This is a genomic window from Acinetobacter sp. 24-47-67 (genome assembly GCF_056779735.1).
In genome coordinates this window covers 723,658-748,854 of record NZ_JBWYIK010000001.1, presented here as the reverse complement: position 1 = coordinate 748,854, position 25,197 = coordinate 723,658, and the positions used below count along the sequence as shown (strand labels likewise).

Here is a 25,197-nt window from a genome sequence, read left to right as displayed (position 1 = left end):
TTATGAGCAACATTCGTCCATTACATGACCGTGTAGTAATTCGTCGTGTTGAAGAAGAAACAAAAACAGCTGGCGGCATTTTATTGCCAGGTTCTGCTGCAGAAAAGCCTGCTCAAGGTGAAATTATTGCAGTTGGTAATGGTCAGATCACTGACAATGGCGTTCGCGCTTTAGATGTAAAAGTAGGTGACAAGGTATTGTTTGGTACTTATGCAGGAACAACTGTGAAAGTAGATGGCGAAGAACTATTAATCATGAAAGAGTCAGATATTTTAGCTGTTTTAGAAGGCTAATTGATTCTTTTTAATACTACTCATTTAATCAATCAGATTTAGTAATTTTAATAATATTCGGAGTCAAATATGTCAGCTAAAGACGTTAAGTTTGGTGATTCAGCTCGCACAAAAATGATCGCAGGTGTGAATATCCTTGCAGATGCGGTTAAAGTTACACTTGGTCCTAAAGGCCGTAACGTAGTTATCGATCGTTCATTCGGTGCGCCACACATCACTAAAGATGGTGTTTCTGTAGCGAAAGAAATCACATTAAAAGACAAGTTTGAAAACATGGGTGCTCAACTTGTTCGTGAAGTTTCTTCTAAAACAAATGACATCGCAGGTGACGGTACTACAACGGCAACTGTTTTGGCTCAAGCAATTTTGAACGAAGGGATCAAGTCAGTAACTGCGGGTATGAACCCAATGGACTTGAAACGCGGTATTGATATTGCAGTTAAAGCTGTTGTTGCAGATATTAAAGCAACGGCTAAACCAGCATCTGATTCGAAAGCGATTGAACAAGTTGGTTCGATTTCTGCGAACTCTGATACGACTGTTGGTTCACTGATCGCTCAAGCGATGGAAAAAGTGGGTAAAGAAGGTGTAATCACTGTTGAAGAAGGTTCAGGCTTTGAAGATTCTCTAGATGTTGTAGAGGGTATGCAGTTTGACCGTGGTTATATTTCTCCATACTTCGCAAACAAACAAGATACATTGACTGCTGAATTGGAAAACCCATTTATCCTTCTTGTTGATAAGAAAGTAAGCAACATCCGTGAGTTGATTACTGTTCTTGAGGCAGTTGCGAAAACAGGTAAACCACTTCTAATCATCGCTGAAGATGTTGAAGGTGAAGCACTTGCAACGCTTGTTGTAAACAACATGCGTGGCATCATCAAAGTATGTGCTGTTAAAGCACCAGGCTTCGGTGATCGTCGTAAAGCAATGCTTCAAGATATCGCGATCTTAACTGGTGGTACTGTGATTTCTGAAGAAATCGGTATGCAGTTAGATCAAACAACACTTGAACATTTAGGTACTGCACACAAAGTAACTGTATCTAAAGAAAACACAGTGATTGTTGATGGTGCAGGCGATGCGAATCAAATTGCTGAGCGTGTTCAACAAATTCGTGCGCAAATTGAGGAATCAACTTCAGAATACGACAAAGAAAAACTTCAAGAGCGTGTTGCTAAATTAGCAGGCGGTGTAGCAGTGATCAAAATCGGTGCTGCAACTGAAGTTGAAATGAAAGAGAAGAAAGATCGTGTAGACGATGCTCTTCATGCAACTCGTGCTGCTGTTGAAGAAGGTGTTGTTGCGGGTGGTGGTGTTGCATTAGTACGTGCAGCTAAAGCACTTGACGGTGTAACGGGTATTAACGATGATCAAAACGTAGGTATCAACATCCTTCGTCGTGCGATTGAAGCGCCACTTCGTCAAATCGTATCTAACGCAGGTGATGAACCATCTGTAGTGATTAATGCAGTTAAAAATGGCGAAGGCAACTTCGGTTATAACGCTGCGACTGGTGAATACGGCGATATGCTAGAGATGGGTATCCTTGATCCAGCGAAAGTTACTCGTTCTGCACTTGAGCATGCTGCGTCTGTTGCGGGCTTAATGTTAACAACTGAGTGCATGATTACAGAGATCCCAGAAGATAAACCAGCTATGCCTGACATGGGCGGTATGGGTGGTATGGGCGGTATGATGTAATTCATCCCACAGCCTAAAAAATCCCCGCTTTAAGCGGGGATTTTTTTGTCATCTGTCTGATAAATATTTGAATACTATTGTAAATATTGAATAAAAGCCTAGTAGAGCGCTAATCTAATGGAACATTAACACCATGATTGGGGGTGATGATGTTAACTGTTCAAGAAAATCAAATCATAGAAGAAATTTATGAGGCTGCCTTAAAGCCACATCACTGGGAAAATGTTTTAAAACAGGTCGTGGAATTTACACAGAGTTCAACGGCGATCTTTACTTACTTTGATCAGCTTCGGCCCGAACAAAATTTTATTTACACCATTAATATCCCGATTGATGGAATTCAAAATTATCAAACGTATAACTTAGATGTCGTAGACATGCGTATTCATGGTCAGTTAATGAATACCTATGGATTAGAGCATGCCTATCAAATTGATTGTCGATCATATGCTGAAACAGATAATGAGGATTTGAAGAACTTTTATGAATATTGTTTAGTTCCTTCAAACATCTGTTATCTCAGTGGGGTATTGTTAGAGTATGGAAAATATAAATGGGGCGTGCTTGCGGTACATCGACCATCAGATGAAGCTGCTTATGATACTGCCGAATTACAAAGTTTAGAAAGACTCGCAAAACACTTTAGAAGAGCGATTCAAATTCATCGACAAATTAAGCTTCTTCAAAATGATAGAAGTAATTACACCGAAATTTTAGATAAGTTGAATGTGGGTGTGCTCGTCGTTCAATCTAATCTAGAAGTGAGATTTGTGAATCAGTATGCGAAGGATTGTTTGAATGATACGAGTATGATTGAAATAGATTTGCATAACAGATTAAAAATAATCGAGCCTTATAATGCTCAATTAAAAAAATTGGTGCAGAGCACTTTCAAAAAGAATGAGCGTTATTCATTAGAGAGGCATGATCAAGAAGAAGTTGGGGGTGCAATGCAGTTATATAGCGATCGACATCAATCTGCTTACTTAATCACAGTCTCACCACTTAAGGTGCTGTCAGATTCAATGATCTTAGACAATAATCAAGTTGCATTATTCTTATCAAAAATGCAGGATCGAAAACGCTTGTCTAAAATATTACTGAAGTCAACATTCCAACTGACAGCTCGAGAAATTGAAATTTGTCAGCATTTTATGGACGATCAGCATCTTGAAAATATTGCTTTGAAATGTGGGATTACGCTGAGTTCACTGCGGACATATCTGAAAACGATTTATCAGAAGTTAGGATGCTCCTCACAAGCTGAAATGATGCGGATTTTGATCGAATTTATTGATGCTTTTCAGCATATTGAATAATCCCCCTTTAACGAAGATGTTGAAGGGGGATAAAATTAATTCATTCTGGTCAGTGTAAATGTGCCTTCATCTGCTACGGTAAAGCTTAAACTTTGAGTAGAAATTTGTAATGGTAAGCCTAAATGCGCGTCTGTATTGGATAATCCAGCACAACCATTTGTATCAATGCTGAGGGGCGTGGTAACAAAGAGCTTGTTGTCGCGTAATTGATAACGACCATACTCAATACCAGGGCCACCACAAGGTCCGTCATATGGATCTGGTTGATCATCGCCAACAGCATCAACCATAATAAAAGTGTTATTAGAATTAAATACGAAAATTTGTTTACCACTTGAGGACTGCCATGCGCCTACAATTCCACTATTATTTCGAGGAACTCGCGTAAACTCTGCACTTTCATCAGGATTTTCAGCTTCAGAAATCTTAAGTATAGAACCATCAAAAGATAGTTTCATTGAACGCGATTCCCCATGATCGAGAAGTCCCCAATCTTCATTGGTATCAATCACAGGCGTAGTAATATTTATTGAAGAAGCGTATAAACTTCCACTTAGGGCATCTAGATTTATTTTGGCGTATTCCATGCCATTTGAAGAACTATTAGGCTCGTTCGGGATTGGTTCACCGAGCATATATTCGCCATTCTCTCCAATAAATAACACAATTTCAGACTCATCATTTTTTGCATACCATACGCCTTGAATATCTTTGAGCAGTGAGCTGCTAAAATGTTCTTTAGCTTGCTCTTCACTGACTACTATATTGGAGGCAATTTCAGGAATATTGATAATTTGACCTTGAAGTCGCTCTCTAAAATCACTTGTCGCATTGCTGAAATCAATCGATGTTGGCGAGAAATTTGAAACATCATCTGGGATTTGTATGGTCTCTTTATCCTCATCGATATCCAATGATTGTAAAAAAATCAGTAGATTGATAATTCTCTTGTTACGTTCATCTGCATTTAAATCTTCATTCACGAGTTCATTTGGTGTCACACGAGCTAAACCTTGTACGGTACCAATTTCGATATCACCAATTTTAAATGTAATGACATCTCCATCTCGATATTCAAACTCCCCATTTGCATTGGTCTTCTTCGCATTGTCATTATTGCCATTCACGATATATGTCGCACCTGCTACTGGGCTGTCAGTCAGTATTCCTATTTTAATCTGATCATCATTTTTTGCGGATTTATCCGAACCACCACAAGCTGCTAAACAGGTACTGAGCGCCAGTGTTATAAGAGCTTTTTTCATCATTTCCCCCAAATCATTCGTATTTTTGTACCTCGAATATAGTTTTAAAAAATTGAATATGACTATCCTCAAATTGGGAGGGGGTGATGGCATTAATGCTGCGTAATTTTAGAAATTTTTTACTTTTGAGAAATTGCGCATATTTTTTTTTGAAAGATCAGATAAGCGGTTCATAGGTGAGGGCTTCATATTTTCTTCTTAATTCGATCAATGTTGATCGTTTCTGTTATTAGTTCTTGTTTTTTTATTCATAGTCACTGAATATCAATTAAATTTTTATATATTTTAATGAAAACACTTTCTAGAATTCTTTTGACGGCTTAACGACTATGTTATCTAAGTTCTTTATTGAACGACCTATTTTTGCTGGCGTACTTGCGATTATTGTCATGGCAATTGGTATATTTGCGGTGATGAGCTTACCGGTAGAACGCTATCCTGATATTGCTCCGCCAAGAATTACTGTATCAGCAACTTACACAGGAGCTGATGCCGAAACAGTTGAGGAAAGTGTCACACAGGTCATAGAACAACAAATTAAAGGAATTGATAACTTACTTTATTTTAGCTCTACCAGTAATGCATCTGGGAATAGTCGAATTAGTTTAAGTTTTGAAAACGGAACTGATCCAGACACAGCACAAGTCCAAGTTCAAAATAGCATTAATGGGGTGATCAATCGTTTGCCTGAAGACGTGCAGCGTCAAGGGGTCAATGTCTATAAATCCTTAGGTGACACCTTTATGGTGGTGGGGTTATATGATACTACGAACCAAAGTAATAATATTGCGTTGTCAGATTATTTGGCTGATTACATTGAACCAGAAATTGCGCGTGTAGAAGGTGTTGGTGAGGTTGATGTCTTTGGTTCTCAATATGCCATGCGTATTTGGCTAGATCCGAACTTATTGAAACAATATCAGTTGATGCCTAGTGATATTCGTGCCGCAATTGAAGCACAAAATACACAAGTTGCTGCAGGTGGAATCGGAGATTTACCGACAGTAGCAGACCAGTATCTTAATGCAAAAGTTACCGCTGGATCACGACTAAGAACAGTCGATGAATTTAAAAATATCATTGTCAAAGCGACCCCTGATGGAAGTTTTATTTATTTAAAAGATGTAGCACGCATTGAGTTAGGTGCTGAAAATTATCAAGCTTTTAATACCATTAATGGATCACCTTCAGCAGGCTTGGCTGTTTCAATGTCATCTGGTGCAAATGCTCTTGCAACCTCAGCTAAAATTAAAGAAGTACTTGAGGACATTAAGAAAAAACTTCCTGAAGGCTATCAAATTGTCTACCCACGAGATAACACGCCGTTTGTTCAAGAGTCCATTAAAGAAGTTGTAAAGACCTTAGTTGAAGCCATTATCTTGGTCGTGTTGGTCATGTTTATCTTTTTACAAAGCTGGCGCGCAACACTTATTCCAACGGTCACGGTTCCAATTGTTATTTTGGGCACTTTCGCCGTCTTATTTGCGCTCGGAATGACCATCAATACATTGACACTTTTTGCATTAGTTCTTGCGATTGGATTACTTGTAGATGATGCAATTGTGGTGGTCGAAAATGTCGAACGTTTGATGCATGAAAAGGGGCTATCTGCAAAGCAAGCGTCTATCTTATCTATGCAAGAGATGACGGGGGCTTTAATTGGAATTACAGTGGTGCTAACTGCAGTATTTATTCCGATGGCTTTTTTTACAGGATCGACAGGAGTTATATACCGTCAGTTTTCAATTACCTTGATTGCAGCCATGTCACTGTCATTGTTGGTCGCGTTAATTCTCACACCAGCATTGTGTGCGATTATTCTTAAACCTAAACAACAAGAAGCAAAATGGGCGACATGGTTTAATACAAAAATGGAATCATTACGATTGCATTATCTAAAGTGGGTTGAAAAAAGCCTGTCACTAAAATGGATCGTTTTAACCAGTTTTGCTGGGTTAATTGTGATTTTTGCTTTGTTTTATAAGTCGCTTCCAACCAGCTTTATTCCAAGTGAAGATCAAGGTTTTATCAGTGTCCAATTCAGTTTACCTGAAGGCGCACCTATGACAGAAAGTCAGCTTGTTGGTGAAAGTATTCGAGAGTATTTTCTTGAACAAGAAAAACAGAATGTTAGGTTGGTTCAAATTCGTTATGGACGAAATTTTTCAGGAACGGGTCAAAATTTAGGAACAGGATTTGTAGCATTACATCATTGGGATGATCGTCCAGGTGAGGCAAACTCTGCACAATCCATTCGTGAACGAGCGATGGAGTTCTTTAGAAAAGACAGTCGCGCTCGGATTATGGTGAGTTTGCCAGGTTCTGTAAGTGGTCTTGGCGATTCAAACGGCATCGAGTTTTGGCTGCAAGATTTAAATGGACAAGGACGACAGTATTTAGAAGATCAATTTCAAGCGCTAGAACTACAGGCAATCAACTTCACGACTTTTGAAAATTTGGGCAAACGCTCTAATCCAGATAAAGCCAAATTGAAAGTGAATATCAATCAAAAATTAGTGATGGCGAATGGTCTTTCACAATCTGCGATTAATAGCACTTTGGCTGCAGCTTGGGGTGGTTCTTATGTGAACGACTTTATTGATCGCGGACGTATTAAACGCGTCATGATGCAGGGGGATGCCGAGTATCGTTCAAAGCCTGAAGATCTCAATTTATGGTCTGTACGAAATAATCAAAATCAAATGATTTCATTTGGTAATTTTGCCACTGTGGATTGGGATGGAGGCCCTGATGTGGTGACTCGTTTCCAAGGTTATTCCGCGCTACAAATGGAAGCAGACACTGCAAAAAATGTGAGCAGTGGTGCTGCAATGCGTGATATCAAGTCTATGGTTGATCAATTGGACGGGGTTGGGCTAGCGTGGAGTGGATTATCGTTTCAAGAGCAACAATCGAGTACACAAGCCATTTGGCTTTATCTCATCTCTGTTGGCTTTATCTTTCTATGTTTAGCTGCCTTATATGAAAGTTGGTCGATACCTTCTGTTGTGATTGCTGCTATTCCATTGGGTATTGGCGGTAATATTATTTTTAGTTGGTTGGTCGGATTTCCAAACGATATTTACTTCCAAATTGCGTTACTTACGACGATTGGGTTGTCATGTAAAAATGCCATCTTAATTGTTGAATTTGCGGCAATGGCTCAGGAGCGTGGAGCTAACGCGATTGCTGCTGCTTTACAAGGTGCAAGTTTGCGCTTACGTCCAATTTTAATGACCTCGCTTGCTTTTGGTGCAGGGGTTATACCTTTGGTATTTGCTTCAGGTGCGGGTGCTGCCAGTCGTCAAGAAATTGGTGTCAGTGTCCTTGGGGGGGTAATTTTCGGCACAATTTTAGTTCTAGCCTTTATTCCCTTTATGTTTGTTATCGTTCGGAATATTTTCAAATATAAATCAAAATCAGCATCTGAAACTTAATGTGGTATCCGCAGTATAAAGAGTATGGTACTGCGGTTGATCTAATCCATTTTTAAATATCAGTTTTTGACAAGATCAATACGCACTAACATTTTCAATTAGTGTTAGCATGCCTTGCGTAATTCTAAACGATAATAAATGAAGCGATTATGGATCAAATTAAACAAGATCATAAAATTGAAGCATTACAACAAGCATTGATCAATTCTGATGTCGCTCAGATTGATCATATTGCGGATACGATTAATCCTGCAGATTTGGCTTTGTTTTTACAGCAATTAGAAATTGATCAACAAATACAACTTATCCACCATTTAGAAAACGCAGCATATGTATTTGAGTTTTTGCCCCTCAATCATCAAGTACAGCTGGTTAAAAAAATGGACGGCAAAAGTACAGTCCAGTTAATTGGTTCAATGCATTCAGACGCTCGAACAGATTTGTACAAAGCTTTACCGGATCAAATTAAAACATTTATTTTTGCGAATTTAGATCGAGAAACGAAGCAGCAAGTTCAATCTTTGGCATTGTATGCTGAGGAAACAGCTGGTGCGATCATGACATCTGATTATGTCACTTTGCCATCAGACATCTCAATGCAACAAGCTTTAGAGATTTTGCGCCATTCTGCTAAAGATACTGAAACTTTATATCTGATCTATATTACCAATCAACTTCAGAAACTTGAGGGTGTAATTTCTCTTCGAGAAATTGTGCAAGCACCTTTGGATAAAACGGTACAAGAAGTCATGACCACTGAGGTCATTTACGGACGGGTGGATGAAGATCAGGAATCAGTGGCAAAAAAATTAAGCCACTATGATTTTATCGCCTTACCCATTTTAGATCATGATGATCATCTACTCGGTATCGTCACTTATGATGATGCTATGGATGTATTCCAAGAAGAATTTACCGAGGACTTTTTGAAAAGTGGGGCGGTAGAGCTTAAAGAAAATATCAGTATTCGTTCAGCACCAATATTATTGTTATTTAGACAACGTGTTTTTTGGCTAGTGTTTCTGGTCTTTGGCAGCCTACTTTCGAGTATTGGGATCGCCCATTATGAAGACATCATTGCTGCGCATATTGTTTTGGTTTTCTTTTTACCGCTATTGGTTGGGAGTGGTGGTAACGCAGGCTCCCAATCTGCAACCTTGATGGTTCGAGCAATCGCAACTGGCGATGTAAAAGCCAAGGATTGGTTTGTGTTGCTTGGTCGTGAAGCGATGGTTGCTCTATGTCTGGGTGCAACGATGGCTGCAGCTGTTTCAATTCTTGGCTATATCCGTGGAGATATGATGGTCGCTTTAGTGCTTGCGATCAGTATGATGGGTATTGTCATGATGGGCTGTCTGATCGGGATGAGTTTACCATTTGTACTCAATAAACTAGGACTCGATCCCGCAAGCGCATCTGCACCCTTGGTCACTTCAATATGTGATGCAACTGGTGTATTGGTCTATTTATTTATTGCTTCACAACTCTTATTCTAAGGCTATGACTGATGGAGTATCTTTGCAGGATGTTGCTTAAATGACAAATAAAAATAAATTAACCCAAGCTGAAGTCATCAAAATGGAACGCGATCTTGCCAAGTTCGCAAACATGATGGATTCCGTCGTAAGAATTCCATTCACTAAACAAGGGGTAGGGGCTGATGCAGCATTGAGTACGATTCCTGTGGCGGGTGACGTAGCTGGATTTGTACTTACGTGTTATGCAGTATTACAAGCTCGAAAAATCGGTGTGCCCCAATCTAAATTGAATGGCGTGCTTAAACTTGCTGTGATGGATGGTGTAGTAGGTTTAATCCCTGTTGCAGGTACACTCTTTGATGTGTTTATTCGACCGAGTCGCAAGGCTTTAGATGTGGTTCATGATCATATTCGTGAAGAGTATCAGATTCATTCAGACCATCATGTGGTACACCCATTTTTACATGAAAACTTAGAGCGTAAACAGCAGAACTCTGCCTTCTGGCGAAATCCTGTCGTGGCATGGATTTGGATTCATATTCCTGATTTACTGGGTCTTCTGTTTTTAAGTATTTTTGCTGTTGCCTTATGGTTTGGTGTCACGTTCTTATGGCAATGGTTTCAATCTATTTAAAGTGTTATAGATTGAGTCCATTAAAAAAGCCTCCGTATGGAGGCTTTTTTTAGATGCAGATTAAGGACAATCAAGTTGTTGTAATGCTGCTACACGTTGCTCAATTGTTGGGTGTGTTTGGAAGAGTGCAGCAAGGCTGAATCCTTCTTCACGACCTGATGAAATTGAGAACGCTTTCATTTCTTTAGGCATTTGATCTGGCATTTCAGTTTCTGCTTGCAAGCGAAGTAATGCACTGATCATGGCTTGTTTACCTGCTAAACGCGCGCCAGCCTCATCAGCACGATATTCACGATAGCGAGAGAACCACATCACAATTGCCGAAGCAAGAATACCGAATACGATATCTAACACGATTGTAATGAGGAAATAGCTCCAGCCTGGTGCTTCACCTTCTTCACGACCAAATACGTTTCGATCTACAAAGTCGCCGACGATACGCGCGAAGAACATCACAAACGCGTTGACTACACCTTGGACTAAAGCAAGGGTGACCATGTCACCATTTGCAACGTGACCAATTTCATGCGCCAACACTGCACGTAATTCATCTTTATTCATGCGTTCCAATAAGCCTGTTGAAACAGCGACTAAAGCATCGTTTTTGTTCCAACCAGTTGCGAAAGCATTTGATTGATAAGATGGGAAAATACCAACTTCTGGCATTTTAATACCAGCACGTTGAGAAAGTTGTGCCACTTCATTGAGTAACCATGCTTCCGCTTGGTTGCGTGGAGCATTGGGATCAATTAACTCTGTACCTGTGGTTTTCTTTGCAATCCACTTTGACATGAATAGGGAGATTAAAGAACCCACCATACCAAAGACAAAACAGATCACAAGTAAATTGCCAAGATTCAAGCCACCCGCGCCATGGTAACTACCGACACCGAAGAGTGACAAGATTATGCCAGCTACCACCAGTACCGCGAGGTTGGTCAGCAAAAACAAACCAATCCGCATCATCGAGAAAATCCTCTTATAAATAAAATTTAATAAGCTTTTTGAATTAAAAAACCTACGTCAAATATGCTTTCGAATAGGGAAAATTTCAAGAAAAAAATAAAAAATATAACGAAAAAAATTGAGATTAATTCGAAATATAGATCTTCGCTGATGCTGTGGCATTATTTGTAGAATATGAACCAGCTGGTGCGTCAGTAAAACTGCCATCAGCGGCCACAATAATTTGGCGAGGAGGTGACTTTGGTTTAGATGGTGCAGTCACTTGAGCTGATAAATTCTGATTGTTATAGCTCGGTGAACTTAACTTAGAAGATACCGATGCTGAATAACTATTGATTGGATTTGAGCCTACACCATTGGCGTATAAATTATTGTAACGACTGAGTACACGTCTGACATAGTCTTGAGTTTCACGAAAGGGCGGTATTCCACCATATTTAGCAACATTTCCTTCGCCAGCATTATAACCCGCTAATGCCAATTGCGTATTGCCATTAAAGCGTTTCAATAGCCAAGCCAAATATTTTGCACCAGCGAAAATATTTTGTTCAGGATCATATGCATTATTGACATTAAATCGTTGTGCAGTCGCAGGCATCAATTGCATAAGACCCTGAGCACCAACAGGGGAGCGTGCATGTATATTAAAACCAGACTCTGTGTGCATCACCGCTTTAATGAGTCCTTCAGAAATGCCGTGTCGTTGAGCTGCTTGGCGAATATAGCCATCAAAGGCATTTCGATTTTTACTATGGCTTGGGAGAACAGATGCTTCGTTGCTTCCCCAATTGCTGTAACTATGAATATTGCTATCTGGATAGTAGGTTTTCTTTTCAACTTTAAGATGGTTGTATTTGTTTTTGCGGTTGGTCAGTACGGTAGTGCCGTTTAAATCTTTCAGCTGATAGATTGTTTGACCTGCAGAAGCCTGTGGCGAGAATATTAGAAAATTCACACACCCAAATAACGCTATGACTTTTATTTTATTTGTAGTTTTCATCATTCGAACACTATTTTTGTCCCTAAATGATATGTGGGTGATTTTCTGCAATGGAGATGTCTCTCGACTATGTAATGTTTTTTAACAATTCGTTGTAAAAAAATCAAGTCTTAATTGTTGGCTTAATATCCAAAAAAATTATTTATTTTTATTTATAAACAACTGCTTGACACATATAAGTTATTGAATTTTAAGGATATAGAATAGTGGTTAAAAAATGATCAATCTAAGGGAAAGCACCATCTTATCTTGCCAAAACTTTGTCAACCCCTAAAAAGTCCACAATTTTATCCACAGGTTTTGTGGAAAACTGTGGAAAAGTCCAAAAGATAAGCAATTCGACTAAAAAATGAACCCAAGCGTCCATTTTAGATGTGTGAATAAGACAGTGTTATGAAAAAATAAAAATTAGATGTAAAAAACAGATTCTTTAGATGCGATTAAGCACTGAATCGGCTAAAATTGCGCAGTATTTTTTTTATGGTTAATGTCGTCTATGTACTCGCCAGTTGAATCCAACCAAGGATTTAATTTTAAGCCAGAGCCACCTACAAGTTCTGCATATTATCGTTTATTAAAAAAACTTCGTCGTCAAGTAGGTCATGCAATCCGTGACTACAAAATGATTGAGGATGGCGATAAGGTCATGGTATGTATTTCAGGTGGTAAAGATAGCTATACCATGCTGGACATTCTCCTGCAGTTTAAACGCATAGCACCAATCAATTTTGATGTTGTGGCTGTGAATCTTGATCAGAAACAACCAGGGTTCCCTGAGGATGTATTACCCCGTTATTTAGAAGAAAATAACATTCCGTACTACATCTTAGAAAAAGATACATATAGCATTACCAAAAAGCTTACACCTGAAGGTAAAACCTATTGTGCAGTGTGCTCACGCTTGCGCCGTGGTTCTTTATATGGTTTTGCTCAAGAAATTGGCGCGACCAAAGTTGCTTTAGGTCATCATCGTGATGATATTATGGCAACGTTCTTCTTGAACCTATTCCATGGCGGTAGTTTAAAGGCGATGCCACCAAAACTACTTTCATCGGATAAAAAGAATATTTTGATTCGTCCTTTGGCGTATGTTGAAGAGAAAGACATCATCAAATACGCTGAAATGCGCAAATTCCCAATTATTCCATGTAACTTGTGTGGTTCGCAGGAAAACTTACAGCGCGCAATCATCAATGATATGTTGCGTGAATGGGATAAAGCTCATCCAAAACGTTTACACAGCATTTTTGGCGCGTTACAGAATGTCTCGCCATCGCAATTGGCTGACCGAGATCTTTTCGATTTTGAAGCCTTAGATGGACAACGTGAAGTTGATTTTGATGTAACTTGTTCAACAGCCGAAGGGGACACACCAAATAAGCGTATTAGCATGGTCAATCTCGGTTTTGCTGCTGAGTAATTCGTCTTAATAAAAAAAGCACTTTTCGAAGTGCTTTTTTTATTTCTTAGATTTTTACATTTTAATGAAGGTGTTGAGTCGATTTACAAAATGATGTTTTTTGTCACTTTAGGTCGTAGTACCGATACAAAAAATCATTGACAAACTTGTGAAAAAATAAAGATTTGATGATATTTAGGCGATTAGTTTTATTTACAAAAAAAATCGAACGCAGAGTACAAAAAAACGTATCGCATTTGGAAAATATCATGCTATAACTCTCTCAAGCGTAAAGCTTCTACATGTTGTTATCTTGGATAGGTAACGCAATAAATTGAATAAATACATCGAGGAAAGAACATGCCTGCATTTTTAACTGATGATTGGTTTGCAAACGTTGAGAAACTTACAGCTGAAGCTGGTGATTTGAACTTACCACCATCATTAGCAAATCTAGCATTGAATCTTGTAGTAACAGGTAGCGAAGGAACGACTGAATTAGCGCTTGATAGCGGTAAGATCCAAAAAGGCGCTTCTGCGAATGCTAAAACAACTTTAAACTTAGATGCGGATACTTTACGCAAAGTATTCTTAGAGTTTGACATGGCTGCTGCTATGCAAGCATTTATGACTGGTAAAATCAAAGTTCAAGGCGATATGTCTCAATTGATGGCTTTACAAACAGCGAAGCCAAGCCAAGAACAAAAAGATTTGTTCAAAAAAGTTTTAGAGCAAACTACTTAAGACTTTTTAAACAAAAAAAAGCTTACCTTTAGGTAAGCTTTTTTTTGTTAAATACTCACCAAACTTGGTGTCGTTTTAATATGTTCTAAATAAGCACGAATACGAGTGACGTATTGGATCGCTTGCTTATAACGCGTATTGTGCGATTGATTACGGTAAAGAAAATCATATACCTGTATCCAATCATTCGGATTTTTTCCTTGGGCTTTTAGGCGCTTCATAATCGCATCTGTGGCACCTGGCCCCATATTGTAAGCCACGAGGGCATACCAATAACGATCATGTTTAGGAATATAATCATATTTCGACATCATCAGGTCAAAATACTTCGCACCACCTGCAATACTTTGAGCAGGATCAACACGATTCGACACACCCATTGCTTTTGCTGTGTTGTTGGTGAGCATCATGATGCCACGCACACCTGTAGGAGACACAGAATTCGGTTTTAAGAACGACTCTTGGTAGCCTATCGCAGCGAGGAAGTGCCAATCTAAGTCGTATGTTTGGGCTGACTTTTTAAAGCTAGCTTTATAAATTGGCATACGTGTTTTCAGATTGCGCTGAATAGTATCCCAATCATCTTGTTTAACCACGTTGCGGTTGTAGAAAGATGCCATTTGACGGATAGCACCATTTTGCTTGCTTTGACAAACAAAACCGCTGGCAGTATCTGTTAAAGGATCAGTAGCATTTTTAAAAACCCAATTGATTTCTGGATTAAGCCCATTTTTGCGTAAGCTTTCAAGGTCACCACATGATGCGGAAAAACCTGAAAGATTCTTTTGCTCAATGGTCATGATTGATGCTGTGGTCACCGCGAAATGAGCTTTACCTTGCTGCACCATTTTCAAAGCGGCTTCATTACTTTGAACCGTTTTAAAATCGAGTTTTACATTTAAGTTTTGAGCGTAACTGCTCACCAAGTCATAGCCAAAGCCATGTTTGAAGTTACCGTCTTTAAAAACCACGGTGGGATTTGACACGGCTACCACTGTAAGCTTGTTCGAATTTACAATGGAGTTGTATTGGTTGTCGGTCTTTGTTGCATTTAATGCATGAAATGGGATAAATGCTGTAGCGAGGACCATCGCTTTAAACGAGAGAGAAGAAGTTAGTGAATTAAGGCAAAGCCTCGATCCAGTGTTTGAACTACTGCGCATGTTGTCTCCGCTACAAGTAATTTATGCCCAAAAAAAGCAAAAGCAGTACCGCTTTAAACTTTTATTTAAAGTTGATAAATTCAATTAGGGTGGGCGTCATGAACGTCATTCAAAATGACATGTGTGGGTGGATAAAATATTGAAGAAAATATCTTCGTACAAAAAGTAATCAAGATAAAACATGGGCGCATATTAATGGTCAATTTTACTCATGTCAAATTTTGTACAAAAAAAAATAAAAAACATGGTTTTAAGATATTGATAAATAAAAAGAAAAAACTTTATAAAATTTTTCCATGTAGAAATGCGGTATAAAATGTTGCAATGTGTCGCTATAACGTAAGCAAAATACTCATTTTATCGCCTATGAAATCGAATTTAATTACCCGAAGTGGGCATGACAAATTGGTCGCAGAACTACAATACTTATGGCATGAGGAACGACCTGAAATCACCAAAAAAGTGAATTGGGCTGCCAGTTTAGGTGATCGTTCTGAAAACGCAGATTATCAATACAATAAACAAATTTTACGAAAAATAGACCGTCGTGTTCGTTACCTCGGTAAACGACTTGAAGAGTTGCGGATTATCGATTTTTCTCCTGAACAAGAGGGCAAAGTATATTTTGGCGCTTGGGTAGACATCGAGAACGAGGAAGGCCAACTAAAGACGATTCGGATTGTCGGTGTAGATGAAATTTATGATCATCATCCTCAACATATTTCAATAGATTCACCTATGGCACGTGCAATGTTAGGTAAGCAAGTAGATGATGAATTTGAGGTACATACACCCTTGGGAAAAAAAACATGGTTTATTAATTCAATTCGCTATGAAAAGCTCGAAAATTCATCAAAATAGTAATTTCTGATTTAAAAATAGGCAGGCGAGCAAAATTTCTTAGAAAAGTGTTTGCCAATTTTAAAAAATATTTATATTATAGCCGCCATTGGAAGCGTGGCAGAGCGGTTTAATGCACCGGTCTTGAAAACCGACGAGGGTGTGAGTCCTCCGTGAGTTCGAATCTCACCGCTTCCGCCAAATTTTTAAAAAGCCACTAATTATTAGTGGCTTTTTTATTTTCTTCATGTTGGTGCGATACTAAGACAGATATTTACTGTTTTATTTAATTTTTTGAGCATATTATAAAAAAACCACCCTAAGGTGGTTTTTCTACAGCGTTTAAGCCACTTTTTCTGGAAGATCGAACCAAATCACACGAGCATCTTCCGATGCTTTAATCTGCGCTGGATCAATAAATGCAATAGCATCTCCAGCATTCACAATGTGTTCAGCGACTTGAATTGAACCACTAATCACATGTAGATAGCTGACATGTTGTGTTGCAACAACTTCAAGTGAATGACCTTTCTCCAAAACAGCTGTTTTAACCTCCGCATTTTGGCGAATATGCATGGGTGCTTGTTCTGTCGGTCCACAAATCAGATGCCATTTGTTCGGTTGTTCAGCAGGATCGAGTTGAATTTGTTGGTAATTCGGCTCTGCATTGCGCTGATTTGGAATAATCCAGATTTGCAGTAAATGAACTGTTTCATCACCTTGGTTTATTTCACTGTGTTGAATGCCTGTACCTGCACTCATCAGTTGCCATTCACCAGCTTTGATATCACCGTGGTTACCCATACTATCTTTATGTGTAATCGCTCCCTGCAATACACAGGTGAGAATTTCCATATTGTCGTGTGGATGTGTACCGAAGCCTTGATGACCAGCTATGAGGTCATCATTAATGACACGGAGAGCACTGATGCCCATGTGGTTAGGGTCATACCAGTTCCCAAATGAAAAGCTGTGTTTGGATTCTAACCAACCCATTTTTACATGACCACGTGATTCACTGCGATGTAAATAAGCATTCATGATGATGCTCCTTTCATTATTCTTAAATATAATGTTATTTTAATAGTTTAAAATGAATAAGATAGTGGATTAGGACAACGTATCGTTCTAATTTTGAAACATAAAAAGGATAAAAAAGCCTGCTTGAAGCAGGCTTTTTAAAATTAGACTATTCTAAGAATTTTACTGTAACGCCAGAACGAACTTTATTACCCAAATCATTCGCATCCCAGTTGGTTAAGCGGATACAACCGTGTGAAGCTGTCTTTGAAATACTTGATGGATTAGGTGTGCCGTGAATACCGAACGATTTTTTGCTTAAACCGATCCAGATATTACCTACAGGGCCATTAGGACCAGGCGGTAATGAAAGTGGCTTCAAGTTTTTACCTTGTACAAAGTTACTTGGTGAATAGCTATACCAAGGGTTTTTCGCTACGCCAGTAATTTTGTATGTTCCTGTCGGTGATGGAGTGTCAGCACTACCGATAGTTGCTGGGAATGAACCAACCATTTGGTTTTGTTGGTTAAACAAATAAAGTTGTTTAGCGCCTTTATGTGCCACGATTAAATGAATATTTTCTGGAAGTTCATTGCGAATGTTGGTCACAATAAGCTTTTCACCCGCTTTCTTAAATGTCGCTTTAGGATTTAGTTTCTTGAGAAACTCTTCATCCATATGGAATTTTTCAGCCAGCATTTCACTTACACGAGTGTAATAAAGACCTTTCATTTTCGCTTGTAAAGCATAGTCATGAGGAATTGAGGCTGCATAAGGACCTTTTAGGTCTGCTTCGGTAATCGTATATTCAACATAAGCAGGTTTACCAGCTTGGCGTGCAACTAGAGCATCCCAAGTTTCTTTCGTCAAAACACCTGTAGCCTTTAAACCATTCATTTGCTGGAATGAAGCAATTGCTTTAAGTGTATTTTTTCCACTTGTACCGTCAATAGCACCTGGTGAAGCATGTGAATTATTTAACATTACATGTGCACGGGCATATACAGGGAATTGACCTTTGGCAAGATTTTCATACCATTCAGCATTATTCAGACTGTCTAGCGTCCATGAATTTGCTGTAGCAGGTGCTGATGTAGATGAAGCTGGATTTGTCACTGCTGAAGATGCAGGTGCACTGCCAATGTCCGCAGTGCTATCCTCAGTTCTTTCTAGGTTTTGAAGCGTATCTGCAGCTTGATTTAGATCATTTTGCTCTTGCTGGCTAATTTGGGCTTCAGAGCTAGATTCTACCGCGAGAGGATCAATTGGATCTTGAATAGTATCTAAACTCGTTTTTGTAATTGGAGAAAGCGGTTGTTCAGTAGTACCAGAAGCAGCCAATGCAGTTCCAGACATAATACAACTTAAACTCAAAGCAAGAATTGAGCGAACGAACATGTAATTCAACCTTAAGAATTATTCATATTGATTTATAAAAACACGGATAAAGTATTGCAGAAAAAACACGGATATGCAGTATTTGTTTTGTTTAAATCAAATAAATTCCGATAGTCTCAATCTTTATTTTCATTCTAACTAAATACTTTAAAGTGCAGCTTTTTGGTATGATGAATGGAATTTCAATTTTGCATCGAGAAAGTAAATGACGACCTTAAAAAATGATCGTTTTCTGCGTGCCTTATTACGTGAACCTGTGGACTGCACGCCAGTTTGGATGATGCGTCAGGCTGGTCGATATTTACCTGAATATCGTGCGACACGCGCAACTGCGGGTGATTTTCTTTCTTTGTGCAAAAATAATGACTTTGCTTGTGAAGTGACTTTACAGCCGCTTCGTCGCTATGACTTAGATGCAGCCATTCTATTTTCAGATATTTTGACTGTTCCTGATGCTTTGGGCTTAGGACTATATTTTGAAGCAGGGGAAGGACCAAAATTTAAGAAAACAGTCCGTACTGAGCAGGATGTAGCCCAATTACCAAAAATTGATGCTAAATCGGACTTAGACTATGTCATGAATGCAGTGTCGACAATCCGATCAGCATTAGGTGGTCAGGTACCGCTAATCGGGTTTTCTGGGAGTCCATGGACACTCGCGACGTATATGATCGAGGGTGGGTCGAGTAAAGATTTCCGTTACACCAAGCAAATGATGTATGCACAACCTGAAGTTTTACATGCCTTGTTAGATCATTTGGCTGATTCAGTCATAGATTATTTGAACGCACAGATTGAGGCAGGTGCGCAGGCGATTCAAATTTTTGACAGTTGGGGTGGTGCACTTGCACATCGAGAATATCAAGAATTTTCCCTCAATTATATGCACAAAATCGTGAAGGGTTTAAATCGTGAAAATGAAGGCCGCAAAGTACCAGTAATTTTATTTACCAAAGGTGGTGGTCAATGGTTAGAACCTATGATCGCAACTGGCGCAGATGCGTTTGGACTAGATTGGACAACCCCTTTAAATGTTGCACGTCAAACTGTTGCTGGTCGCGCTGCCCTACAAGGTAATTTAGACCCTGCAACATTATATGGCTCTCCTGCGAGTATCGAAAAGTCAGTAAAATTAATGCTCGATGATGCATATGCTGCTGGTGAAAAAACGGGTTATGTTGCAAACCTTGGACACGGTATCACCCAATGGGTAGATCCTGCGAATCCTAAAGTTTTCATTGATACGGTACATGAGTACAGCGCAAAATATTTAGGCTAAACATTTAGGATGAATGTGTGAGCTTTTTAAAATCATTATTTGAGTTTCATTATAAGGCAGCATCCGCTGCCTTATTTGGTATTTTATTACTGCTAGCCTTTGCTTTGACGGCTTCGATAGGGCATCAAGAATATTATGGATTGTACCGATACGACTACCTCTTGATTTATGCAGTGGTTATTCAGGTCTGTTTACTGCTTTTAAAGTTAGAGTCTTGGGCTGAAGCCAAAGTTATTGCAATATTTCATATGGTGGCCATGGTCATGGAGATTTTCCTGACACATCCACAGATTGCATCATGGCAATATCCGCAACCTGCGGTATTTAAGATTATGACCGTACCACTTTTTGCGGGATTTATGTATTCTGCCGTAGGCAGTTTTTTTGCTCGTTCACTCAGGCTCTATCGCGTAGAAATTGAGAACTTACCTAGTTTTTTCAATATGATGAGTTTAGCGATCTTGTCCTATTTAAACTTTATGACGAAGTTCTTTATCCCAGATATACGATACTTATTGTTTGCATGGAGCGTGTTGATATTTTGGAAAACTAAAATAACGTTCAAGCTTAAATATCATGAGATGACCTTGCCAATGCTTCCTGTGCTTTTGTTGTTGGCATTTATTATTTGGATTGCTGAAAATATCAGTACTTTTTATCAAATTTGGTTGTATCCAACGCAAGTGGAACAGTGGCATATGGTGGGATGGGGGAAACTTGGTTCTTGGTATCTCCTACTAATGCTGAGTTTAGTATTGGTGTTAAAAATCTTAGGTGAACGGAATTCACAGGGTTTGTGGCGATTGAAGGGCGAATAAGTTAATTCATCAAAAAAACTCAATACTTGATGGCATTGGTAAGATTTGTTTTGCGTTCTTGGCTTGATATCGCTATGTTAAAGAAGTTCGTAAAAGAACAAAATTGGAACAATAAAGAACACTTGAGCACATCAAGTTTGGAGTGATGTTATGTATAAAAAATTAGCTTTAGCTGCGGTATTGGCAGTAGGATCAACAGCTGCATTTGCTGACCGTGATGTGGGTTGTGGTATCGGTTCACAAGTTTGGGCAGGTCAGTCTGGTAAAGTTGCAAAAATCTTAGCAGGTACGACCAACGGTTTATTTGCTAACCAATTATTCGGTATTACTTTCGGGACGTTAGGCTGTAGTGGTACAGGTACAGTAACAGCACAAGCAGTAACATTTACAAATGAAAATGCCGAAGCTCTTGCACGTGATATGGCGGTAGGTGAGGGGGAAAGTCTTAACGTCCTTGCAGAGCTTCTGAATATTAAATCTGAAGATAAAGCACGTTTCTTTGCAGTATCAAAAGAAAATTTCTCTGAAATTTATTCAGCGGACAATCAAGATGCATTCCAAGTCCTTGCATCTCTTCAAACTGTTATGTCTCAAGACGAAGTATTAAAAGCTTACGTTTAATTGCGAAAACCCTGTCTTATGGCAGGGTTTTTTTGTTTCATCATTATTAAGTTCATTTTATGAAATTTGCTTTTTTTTCTGCCTTGATTGTCAGTAGCTTTCTGACACATGCATATACTTCTCCAGTTGAACAATATATTGCACAAGCACAACACCATCAGCTTGATAAAAATAAAACTTGGCAAAGATTAATGTATGCACATCAAGCGAAGAGTGAAGTCAGCTATTCAGGATTTTTTTTTAGTGCAAATGGTGCAGATAATTTAGAAGATGAGCTGAATGCAAATATTCGTGAATTATTTATAGATCGAGGACAAGATCAATCCATTATATGTCGTTTCCCAGCTCGCTCTGCATGGTTAATAGAACAACTGAAAATAAAACAAGAGGAGCTTCCTAAAGCAGATTGTCCTGCTCTAGAGGAATGGATTGGACAGATTAAACCGTATCAAGCAACATTGATTTATGCGACAGATTTCATGGGAAATCCAAGTTCGATGTTTGGTCATACCTTGCTACGTCTTGATCCTAAAGATCAACAAGAGCTTAATCTTATTTCTTATGCGGTCAACTACGCTGCGACGGTCGAAAATAGTGATAGTTTTTCTTTTGCTTGGAAAGGCTTAACGGGTCAATATCCAGGTGAATATTCGTTAATGCCCTACTATCGAAAAGTAAAAGAGTATGGTGATTTCGAAAGCCGTGATTTGTGGGAATACGAATTAGCATTAAACCCAGAAGAAACCACACGTTTAGTACAACATATCTGGGAGTTAAAGCATGTCCAATTTCCCTATTATTTTATAAGTGATAATTGTGCCTACCGCTTATTGGGACTCATTGATTTGGTAAAACCCGATGCCAATCTACAAGCACAGTTTAGTCATATTGCAATTCCAGTCGAAACCATCAAAGCGGTGCAGCAGCAAGGCCTCATTAAAGATACTGTTTATCGCCCAGCACTTGAAACGCAGTTACTTCATCAAGCCAAACAACATGGTAATGACTTAGCACATTCGGCACATCAATTAACGCTGGTGCAACCAGCACAAATGCGTGAATTTTTAGCTCAATTTACGACCAAGGATCAGGCGCGTATTCTTGAGATGGCATATGATAATTTGTATCTACAGCTCATTTCTCAAAAAATCGAAGCGAGTATTGCGCAACCTAAAATACGACAAATTTTGAGTTTAAGAAGCCAACTCCCTGTTGAAAAACAACGTACTGAAGTGGCAAGACCACGAATTGACCCTGTGGATGGGCATCATGCTCGAAAAACATCGATTGAATTTGGACGAGTGCAAGACGATACGTTTGTGCAGATCAACCATCGACAAGCCTATCACGATTTATCTGATCTTCAGGGGGGATACCGACTTGGAACGCAGTTGAAATTTCTTGAGGGGAGTCTTGAGTTTCGGAATGATCAACTCAAGTTGGCTGATTTGGATCTTTTAGAAGTGAATTCTTATAATCCAATTACACCTTTTAAGACGCCGTTGAGTTGGGGATTTGGATTCGGTTGGAAACAACTCTCAATTGATGATTCTGGAAATTTCAGTGATAGCGAGCAACATGGTGTTTTGAATCTATCAACACAGTTTGGATATAGTTGGGCAGATGCAGATCGTGAACACCTGTGTTATGCGCAGATGCAGAATCATATTCAAGCTGGAAAAATTTTAGAAAAGGGCTGGAGATTGGGGCTAGGGCCAACTGTAGGTTGTCAAAACTTATGGTCAGATCGAGTGAATAGCTTAGTGCAAATTGAAATCCCTTTTTGGGAAGATCAGCAGGCTTGGCAGCTCGGACTACGATCCTCAGTTCAGTATGCACTTAACTCGCAAAGTGCTATCTCTATTCACTGGAATTATCAATTACAAGAACAGCATGATTGGCATCAAACTAGTTTAGGATTTACACGCTATTGGTAAATACACAGTACTAGGAAGTACTGTGTTGAAAGGTGAGGCTTGTTTTTAAACGATTACATTCACATAGTACTTTTTCACTTTCTCAACGACTTCGAATGTTCCAATGAATCCTGGTGGTATTACACCTGCTTGACCTGCCGAAACTTCGATAAAGTGATTTTTACTTTGAGTGTGGATGCGAACTTTTCCTTCTATAATTTGAAAGAATTCTTGTTTATTGTCGGCAAATTGAATATTCCAAGCACCAACTTCACATTCCCAAATCCCACATTCCATATGCTCGTGTTCATAAAGACTGTAGGTGTGACGTTCGGGATTGCCTTGGACGAGACGATCAGGACGCGGGAAGTCGACTGATTTTTCTGCGTGTTGTTGACCTTGACCTGCAACATGAAGAGATGTCATATATTCACCTTAAGAAATTGAGCCTTGGAATACGGTCTAAAAAAAACCTCAACAGGGTTGAGGTTTTTATGAATTAATAACTTTCTGGAACAGCGCTCAGAAACTCGCGACGTTCATCTTTGTTAGTTTTAAAGTCCCCAACAAATGATACTGTACGAGTAGTTGACTCTTGTTTGCCTACACCACGCATCATCATACACATATGTGCTGAATCAATGACAACAGCTACGCCTCTAGCACCAGTCACTTGAGCCACAGCTTCAGCAATCTGTTGAGTTAGATTTTCTTGAATCTGTAGACGACGGGCAAACATTTCAGTAATACGTGCAAATTTAGATAAACCTAAAACTTGACCTTCTGGTAAGTAGGCAATATGCACACGTCCATAGAACGGCAGTAAATGATGTTCACAAAGCGAATAGAATTCGATGTTCTTGACCAAAACCATTTCACGGTTGTCTGAAGGGAAGACCGCATTGTTGGTCACTTCTTCAAGCGTTTGGCTATAACCTGACGTCAAATACGAAAAAGCTTTAGCAGCACGCATTGGTGTATCTTTAAGACCAGGACGAGTAAGATCTTCGCCAACGGCAGTTAAAATGTTGGCGTAGGATTGCTGCATAGACATAAGACGTGTTCACTTACACAGATGTTGAACAAGGACGGCATTGTATCAGAAAACGATTACAATGCCGTATATTCAGAAAAAATTCCGATTATTGAGTAAATTTTGGATTCTTTTCTGCACGTTTAAGCAGAACTAAGACCGCGCCAGTGCCACCTTGTTTTTCAGGCGCACTGACAAAAGCCAAAACATCACGATGTTGTCTGAGCCAACTATTAACATAGGTTTTTAAAACAGCTTCAGGGCCTTTACCATGAACAATTTTAATGACGTTTTGATTTTGCTCTTTCGCCATCTGAATAATTTGCAATACAGCTGAACGTGCTTCTTCTACGGTACAGCCATGCAAATCAACTGCTTCAAACCAACGTAAATTTCCAGCTTTCAGATCTTCAAATACTTTATGTTGTAAGGTCGCAATTCGATAACTCAGACTAGCCTGACTGCCAACTGGATTGAGCATGGCTTGAGTATCAGACATCACTGTTTCATCAGTATGCATTGGACCTTCAGCAGCAGCACGTTTAGCTAAGGTTTGAGCATCCAATTTCTTTTTTACTGGTTTCTCAATTTTTGCAATATTGCCATGATCAATTTTTTGAACGCCTTGCATCTGCTGACGAAAGAGTTCTAAATCTTCCTCATGCTCTTGTTCAACCGTCTTTTCAATAGGTTTAGGTGCTTCAACACGAGGAGCAGGATTACTGATTTGTTTCTTAAACTGTTTCAGTAAATTAAATTGATCTTTTGATAAAGAAGAATCATGTTTACTCATAACGTGCTTGTAACTTTAAAGTGGAAGAGGAATGAATGTGATTATAATCCGAAAATCCCTTAACTTTGTAGTGAGA

The 25,197-nt window shown here is 39.0% G+C and carries 22 protein-coding genes and 1 tRNA gene; 14 read left to right on the top strand and 9 right to left on the bottom strand.

What is annotated here, in order from left to right:
- Positions 1 to 2 precede the first annotated feature (2 nt).
- The 3 genes from AC1M9K_RS03795 to AC1M9K_RS03785 all read left to right on the top strand — a co-directional run bounded on the left by AC1M9K_RS03795 (position 3) and on the right by AC1M9K_RS03785 (position 3,316).
- The gene (locus tag AC1M9K_RS03795) at positions 3 to 293 is read left to right on the top strand and encodes a co-chaperone GroES (protein WP_004810787.1); all 291 of its coding nucleotides are present in this window, start codon (positions 3 to 5) and stop codon (positions 291 to 293) included.
- A 69-nt stretch (positions 294 to 362) separates the two neighbouring features.
- Positions 363 to 1,997, top strand: a complete 1,635-nt coding sequence (groL, locus tag AC1M9K_RS03790) for a chaperonin GroEL (protein ID WP_035266940.1) — start codon at positions 363 to 365, stop codon at positions 1,995 to 1,997.
- A gap of 149 nt (positions 1,998 to 2,146) precedes the next feature.
- Positions 2,147 to 3,316, top strand: a complete 1,170-nt coding sequence (locus AC1M9K_RS03785) for a LuxR C-terminal-related transcriptional regulator (protein ID WP_481588543.1) — start codon at positions 2,147 to 2,149, stop codon at positions 3,314 to 3,316.
- A 35-nt stretch (positions 3,317 to 3,351) separates the two neighbouring features.
- On the opposite strand, the gene AC1M9K_RS03780 is transcribed toward AC1M9K_RS03785, so the two are convergent.
- Entirely contained in the window at positions 3,352 to 4,581 is a 1,230-nt protein-coding gene (locus tag AC1M9K_RS03780; protein ID WP_481588542.1) for a hypothetical protein, read from the bottom strand.
- A 329-nt stretch (positions 4,582 to 4,910) separates the two neighbouring features.
- On the opposite strand from AC1M9K_RS03780, the gene AC1M9K_RS03775 reads away from it, so the two are divergent.
- From AC1M9K_RS03775 to AC1M9K_RS03765, 3 genes are all read left to right on the top strand, one after another.
- Entirely contained in the window at positions 4,911 to 8,018 is a 3,108-nt protein-coding gene (locus AC1M9K_RS03775) for a multidrug efflux RND transporter permease subunit (protein WP_481588541.1), read from the top strand.
- A gap of 158 nt (positions 8,019 to 8,176) precedes the next feature.
- Positions 8,177 to 9,514 carry a magnesium transporter gene (mgtE, locus tag AC1M9K_RS03770; protein WP_481588569.1) on the top strand — a complete coding sequence of 446 codons (1,338 nt, stop codon included), beginning with the start codon at positions 8,177 to 8,179 and terminating at the stop codon, positions 9,512 to 9,514.
- A gap of 40 nt (positions 9,515 to 9,554) precedes the next feature.
- Positions 9,555 to 10,130 (top strand): DUF4112 domain-containing protein, encoded by a 576-nt coding sequence (locus AC1M9K_RS03765; protein ID WP_481588540.1) that lies wholly within the window; start codon positions 9,555 to 9,557, stop codon positions 10,128 to 10,130.
- A gap of 60 nt (positions 10,131 to 10,190) precedes the next feature.
- Here AC1M9K_RS03765 and htpX read toward each other — a convergent pair whose 3' ends face one another.
- A complete protein-coding gene (gene htpX / locus AC1M9K_RS03760; RefSeq protein WP_035266954.1) occupies positions 10,191 to 11,096 on the bottom strand; it encodes a protease HtpX in 906 nt (301 codons plus the stop codon).
- A gap of 124 nt (positions 11,097 to 11,220) precedes the next feature.
- Positions 11,221 to 12,078 (bottom strand): lytic transglycosylase domain-containing protein, encoded by an 858-nt coding sequence (locus AC1M9K_RS03755; protein WP_481588568.1) that lies wholly within the window; start codon positions 12,076 to 12,078, stop codon positions 11,221 to 11,223.
- 514 nt (positions 12,079 to 12,592) lie between these two features.
- On the opposite strand from AC1M9K_RS03755, the gene ttcA reads away from it, so the two are divergent.
- Both ttcA and AC1M9K_RS03745 read left to right on the top strand, forming a co-directional pair.
- Positions 12,593 to 13,516 (top strand): tRNA 2-thiocytidine(32) synthetase TtcA, encoded by a 924-nt coding sequence (gene ttcA / locus AC1M9K_RS03750; RefSeq protein WP_035266955.1) that lies wholly within the window; start codon positions 12,593 to 12,595, stop codon positions 13,514 to 13,516.
- A gap of 339 nt (positions 13,517 to 13,855) precedes the next feature.
- Positions 13,856 to 14,239 carry an SCP2 sterol-binding domain-containing protein gene (locus tag AC1M9K_RS03745; protein WP_092765941.1) on the top strand — a complete coding sequence of 128 codons (384 nt, stop codon included), beginning with the start codon at positions 13,856 to 13,858 and terminating at the stop codon, positions 14,237 to 14,239.
- Positions 14,240 to 14,286: 47 nt separating this feature from the next.
- Here AC1M9K_RS03745 and AC1M9K_RS03740 read toward each other — a convergent pair whose 3' ends face one another.
- A complete protein-coding gene (locus tag AC1M9K_RS03740) occupies positions 14,287 to 15,402 on the bottom strand; it encodes a transglycosylase SLT domain-containing protein (protein WP_481588539.1) in 1,116 nt (371 codons plus the stop codon).
- 366 nt (positions 15,403 to 15,768) lie between these two features.
- Here AC1M9K_RS03740 and greB point away from each other — a divergent pair, with 366 nt between their 5' ends.
- Positions 15,769 to 16,263: a transcription elongation factor GreB gene (greB, locus tag AC1M9K_RS03735; protein ID WP_180028138.1), complete on the top strand. Its 495-nt coding sequence runs from the start codon at positions 15,769 to 15,771 to the stop codon at positions 16,261 to 16,263.
- 90 nt (positions 16,264 to 16,353) lie between these two features.
- Positions 16,354 to 16,443, top strand: a tRNA-Ser gene (locus AC1M9K_RS03730).
- 141 nt (positions 16,444 to 16,584) lie between these two features.
- Here AC1M9K_RS03730 and AC1M9K_RS03725 read toward each other — a convergent pair.
- Both AC1M9K_RS03725 and AC1M9K_RS03720 read right to left on the bottom strand, forming a co-directional pair.
- On the bottom strand, positions 16,585 to 17,283 hold the full coding sequence (locus AC1M9K_RS03725) for a pirin family protein (RefSeq protein ID WP_481588538.1): 699 nt from the start codon (positions 17,281 to 17,283) through the stop codon (positions 16,585 to 16,587).
- A gap of 148 nt (positions 17,284 to 17,431) precedes the next feature.
- Positions 17,432 to 18,661, bottom strand: a complete 1,230-nt coding sequence (locus tag AC1M9K_RS03720) for a L,D-transpeptidase family protein (RefSeq protein ID WP_481588537.1) — start codon at positions 18,659 to 18,661, stop codon at positions 17,432 to 17,434.
- A gap of 205 nt (positions 18,662 to 18,866) precedes the next feature.
- Here AC1M9K_RS03720 and hemE point away from each other — a divergent pair, with 205 nt between their 5' ends.
- From hemE to AC1M9K_RS03700, 4 genes are all read left to right on the top strand, one after another.
- Positions 18,867 to 19,940 carry a uroporphyrinogen decarboxylase gene (hemE, locus tag AC1M9K_RS03715; protein WP_180028683.1) on the top strand — a complete coding sequence of 358 codons (1,074 nt, stop codon included), beginning with the start codon at positions 18,867 to 18,869 and terminating at the stop codon, positions 19,938 to 19,940.
- Positions 19,941 to 19,957: 17 nt separating this feature from the next.
- Entirely contained in the window at positions 19,958 to 20,758 is an 801-nt protein-coding gene (locus AC1M9K_RS03710) for a DUF817 family protein (protein WP_481588536.1), read from the top strand.
- Positions 20,759 to 20,908: 150 nt separating this feature from the next.
- On the top strand, positions 20,909 to 21,379 hold the full coding sequence (locus AC1M9K_RS03705; protein ID WP_035266978.1) for a DUF3015 family protein: 471 nt from the start codon (positions 20,909 to 20,911) through the stop codon (positions 21,377 to 21,379).
- A 59-nt stretch (positions 21,380 to 21,438) separates the two neighbouring features.
- Complete coding sequence (locus AC1M9K_RS03700; protein ID WP_481588535.1) at positions 21,439 to 23,316, top strand: Lnb N-terminal periplasmic domain-containing protein; 1,878 nt, start codon at positions 21,439 to 21,441, stop codon at positions 23,314 to 23,316.
- 45 nt (positions 23,317 to 23,361) lie between these two features.
- On the opposite strand, the gene AC1M9K_RS03695 is transcribed toward AC1M9K_RS03700, so the two are convergent.
- From AC1M9K_RS03695 to AC1M9K_RS03685, 3 genes are all read right to left on the bottom strand, one after another.
- Positions 23,362 to 23,721, bottom strand: coding sequence for a cupin domain-containing protein (locus AC1M9K_RS03695; protein WP_092765949.1), 360 nt, complete (start codon positions 23,719 to 23,721; stop codon positions 23,362 to 23,364).
- A gap of 73 nt (positions 23,722 to 23,794) precedes the next feature.
- Positions 23,795 to 24,343 (bottom strand): GTP cyclohydrolase I FolE, encoded by a 549-nt coding sequence (folE, locus tag AC1M9K_RS03690; protein ID WP_171076769.1) that lies wholly within the window; start codon positions 24,341 to 24,343, stop codon positions 23,795 to 23,797.
- A 94-nt stretch (positions 24,344 to 24,437) separates the two neighbouring features.
- On the bottom strand, positions 24,438 to 25,121 hold the full coding sequence (locus tag AC1M9K_RS03685; protein WP_092765950.1) for a Smr/MutS family protein: 684 nt from the start codon (positions 25,119 to 25,121) through the stop codon (positions 24,438 to 24,440).
- Between the last annotated feature and the right edge of the window lie 76 nt (positions 25,122 to 25,197).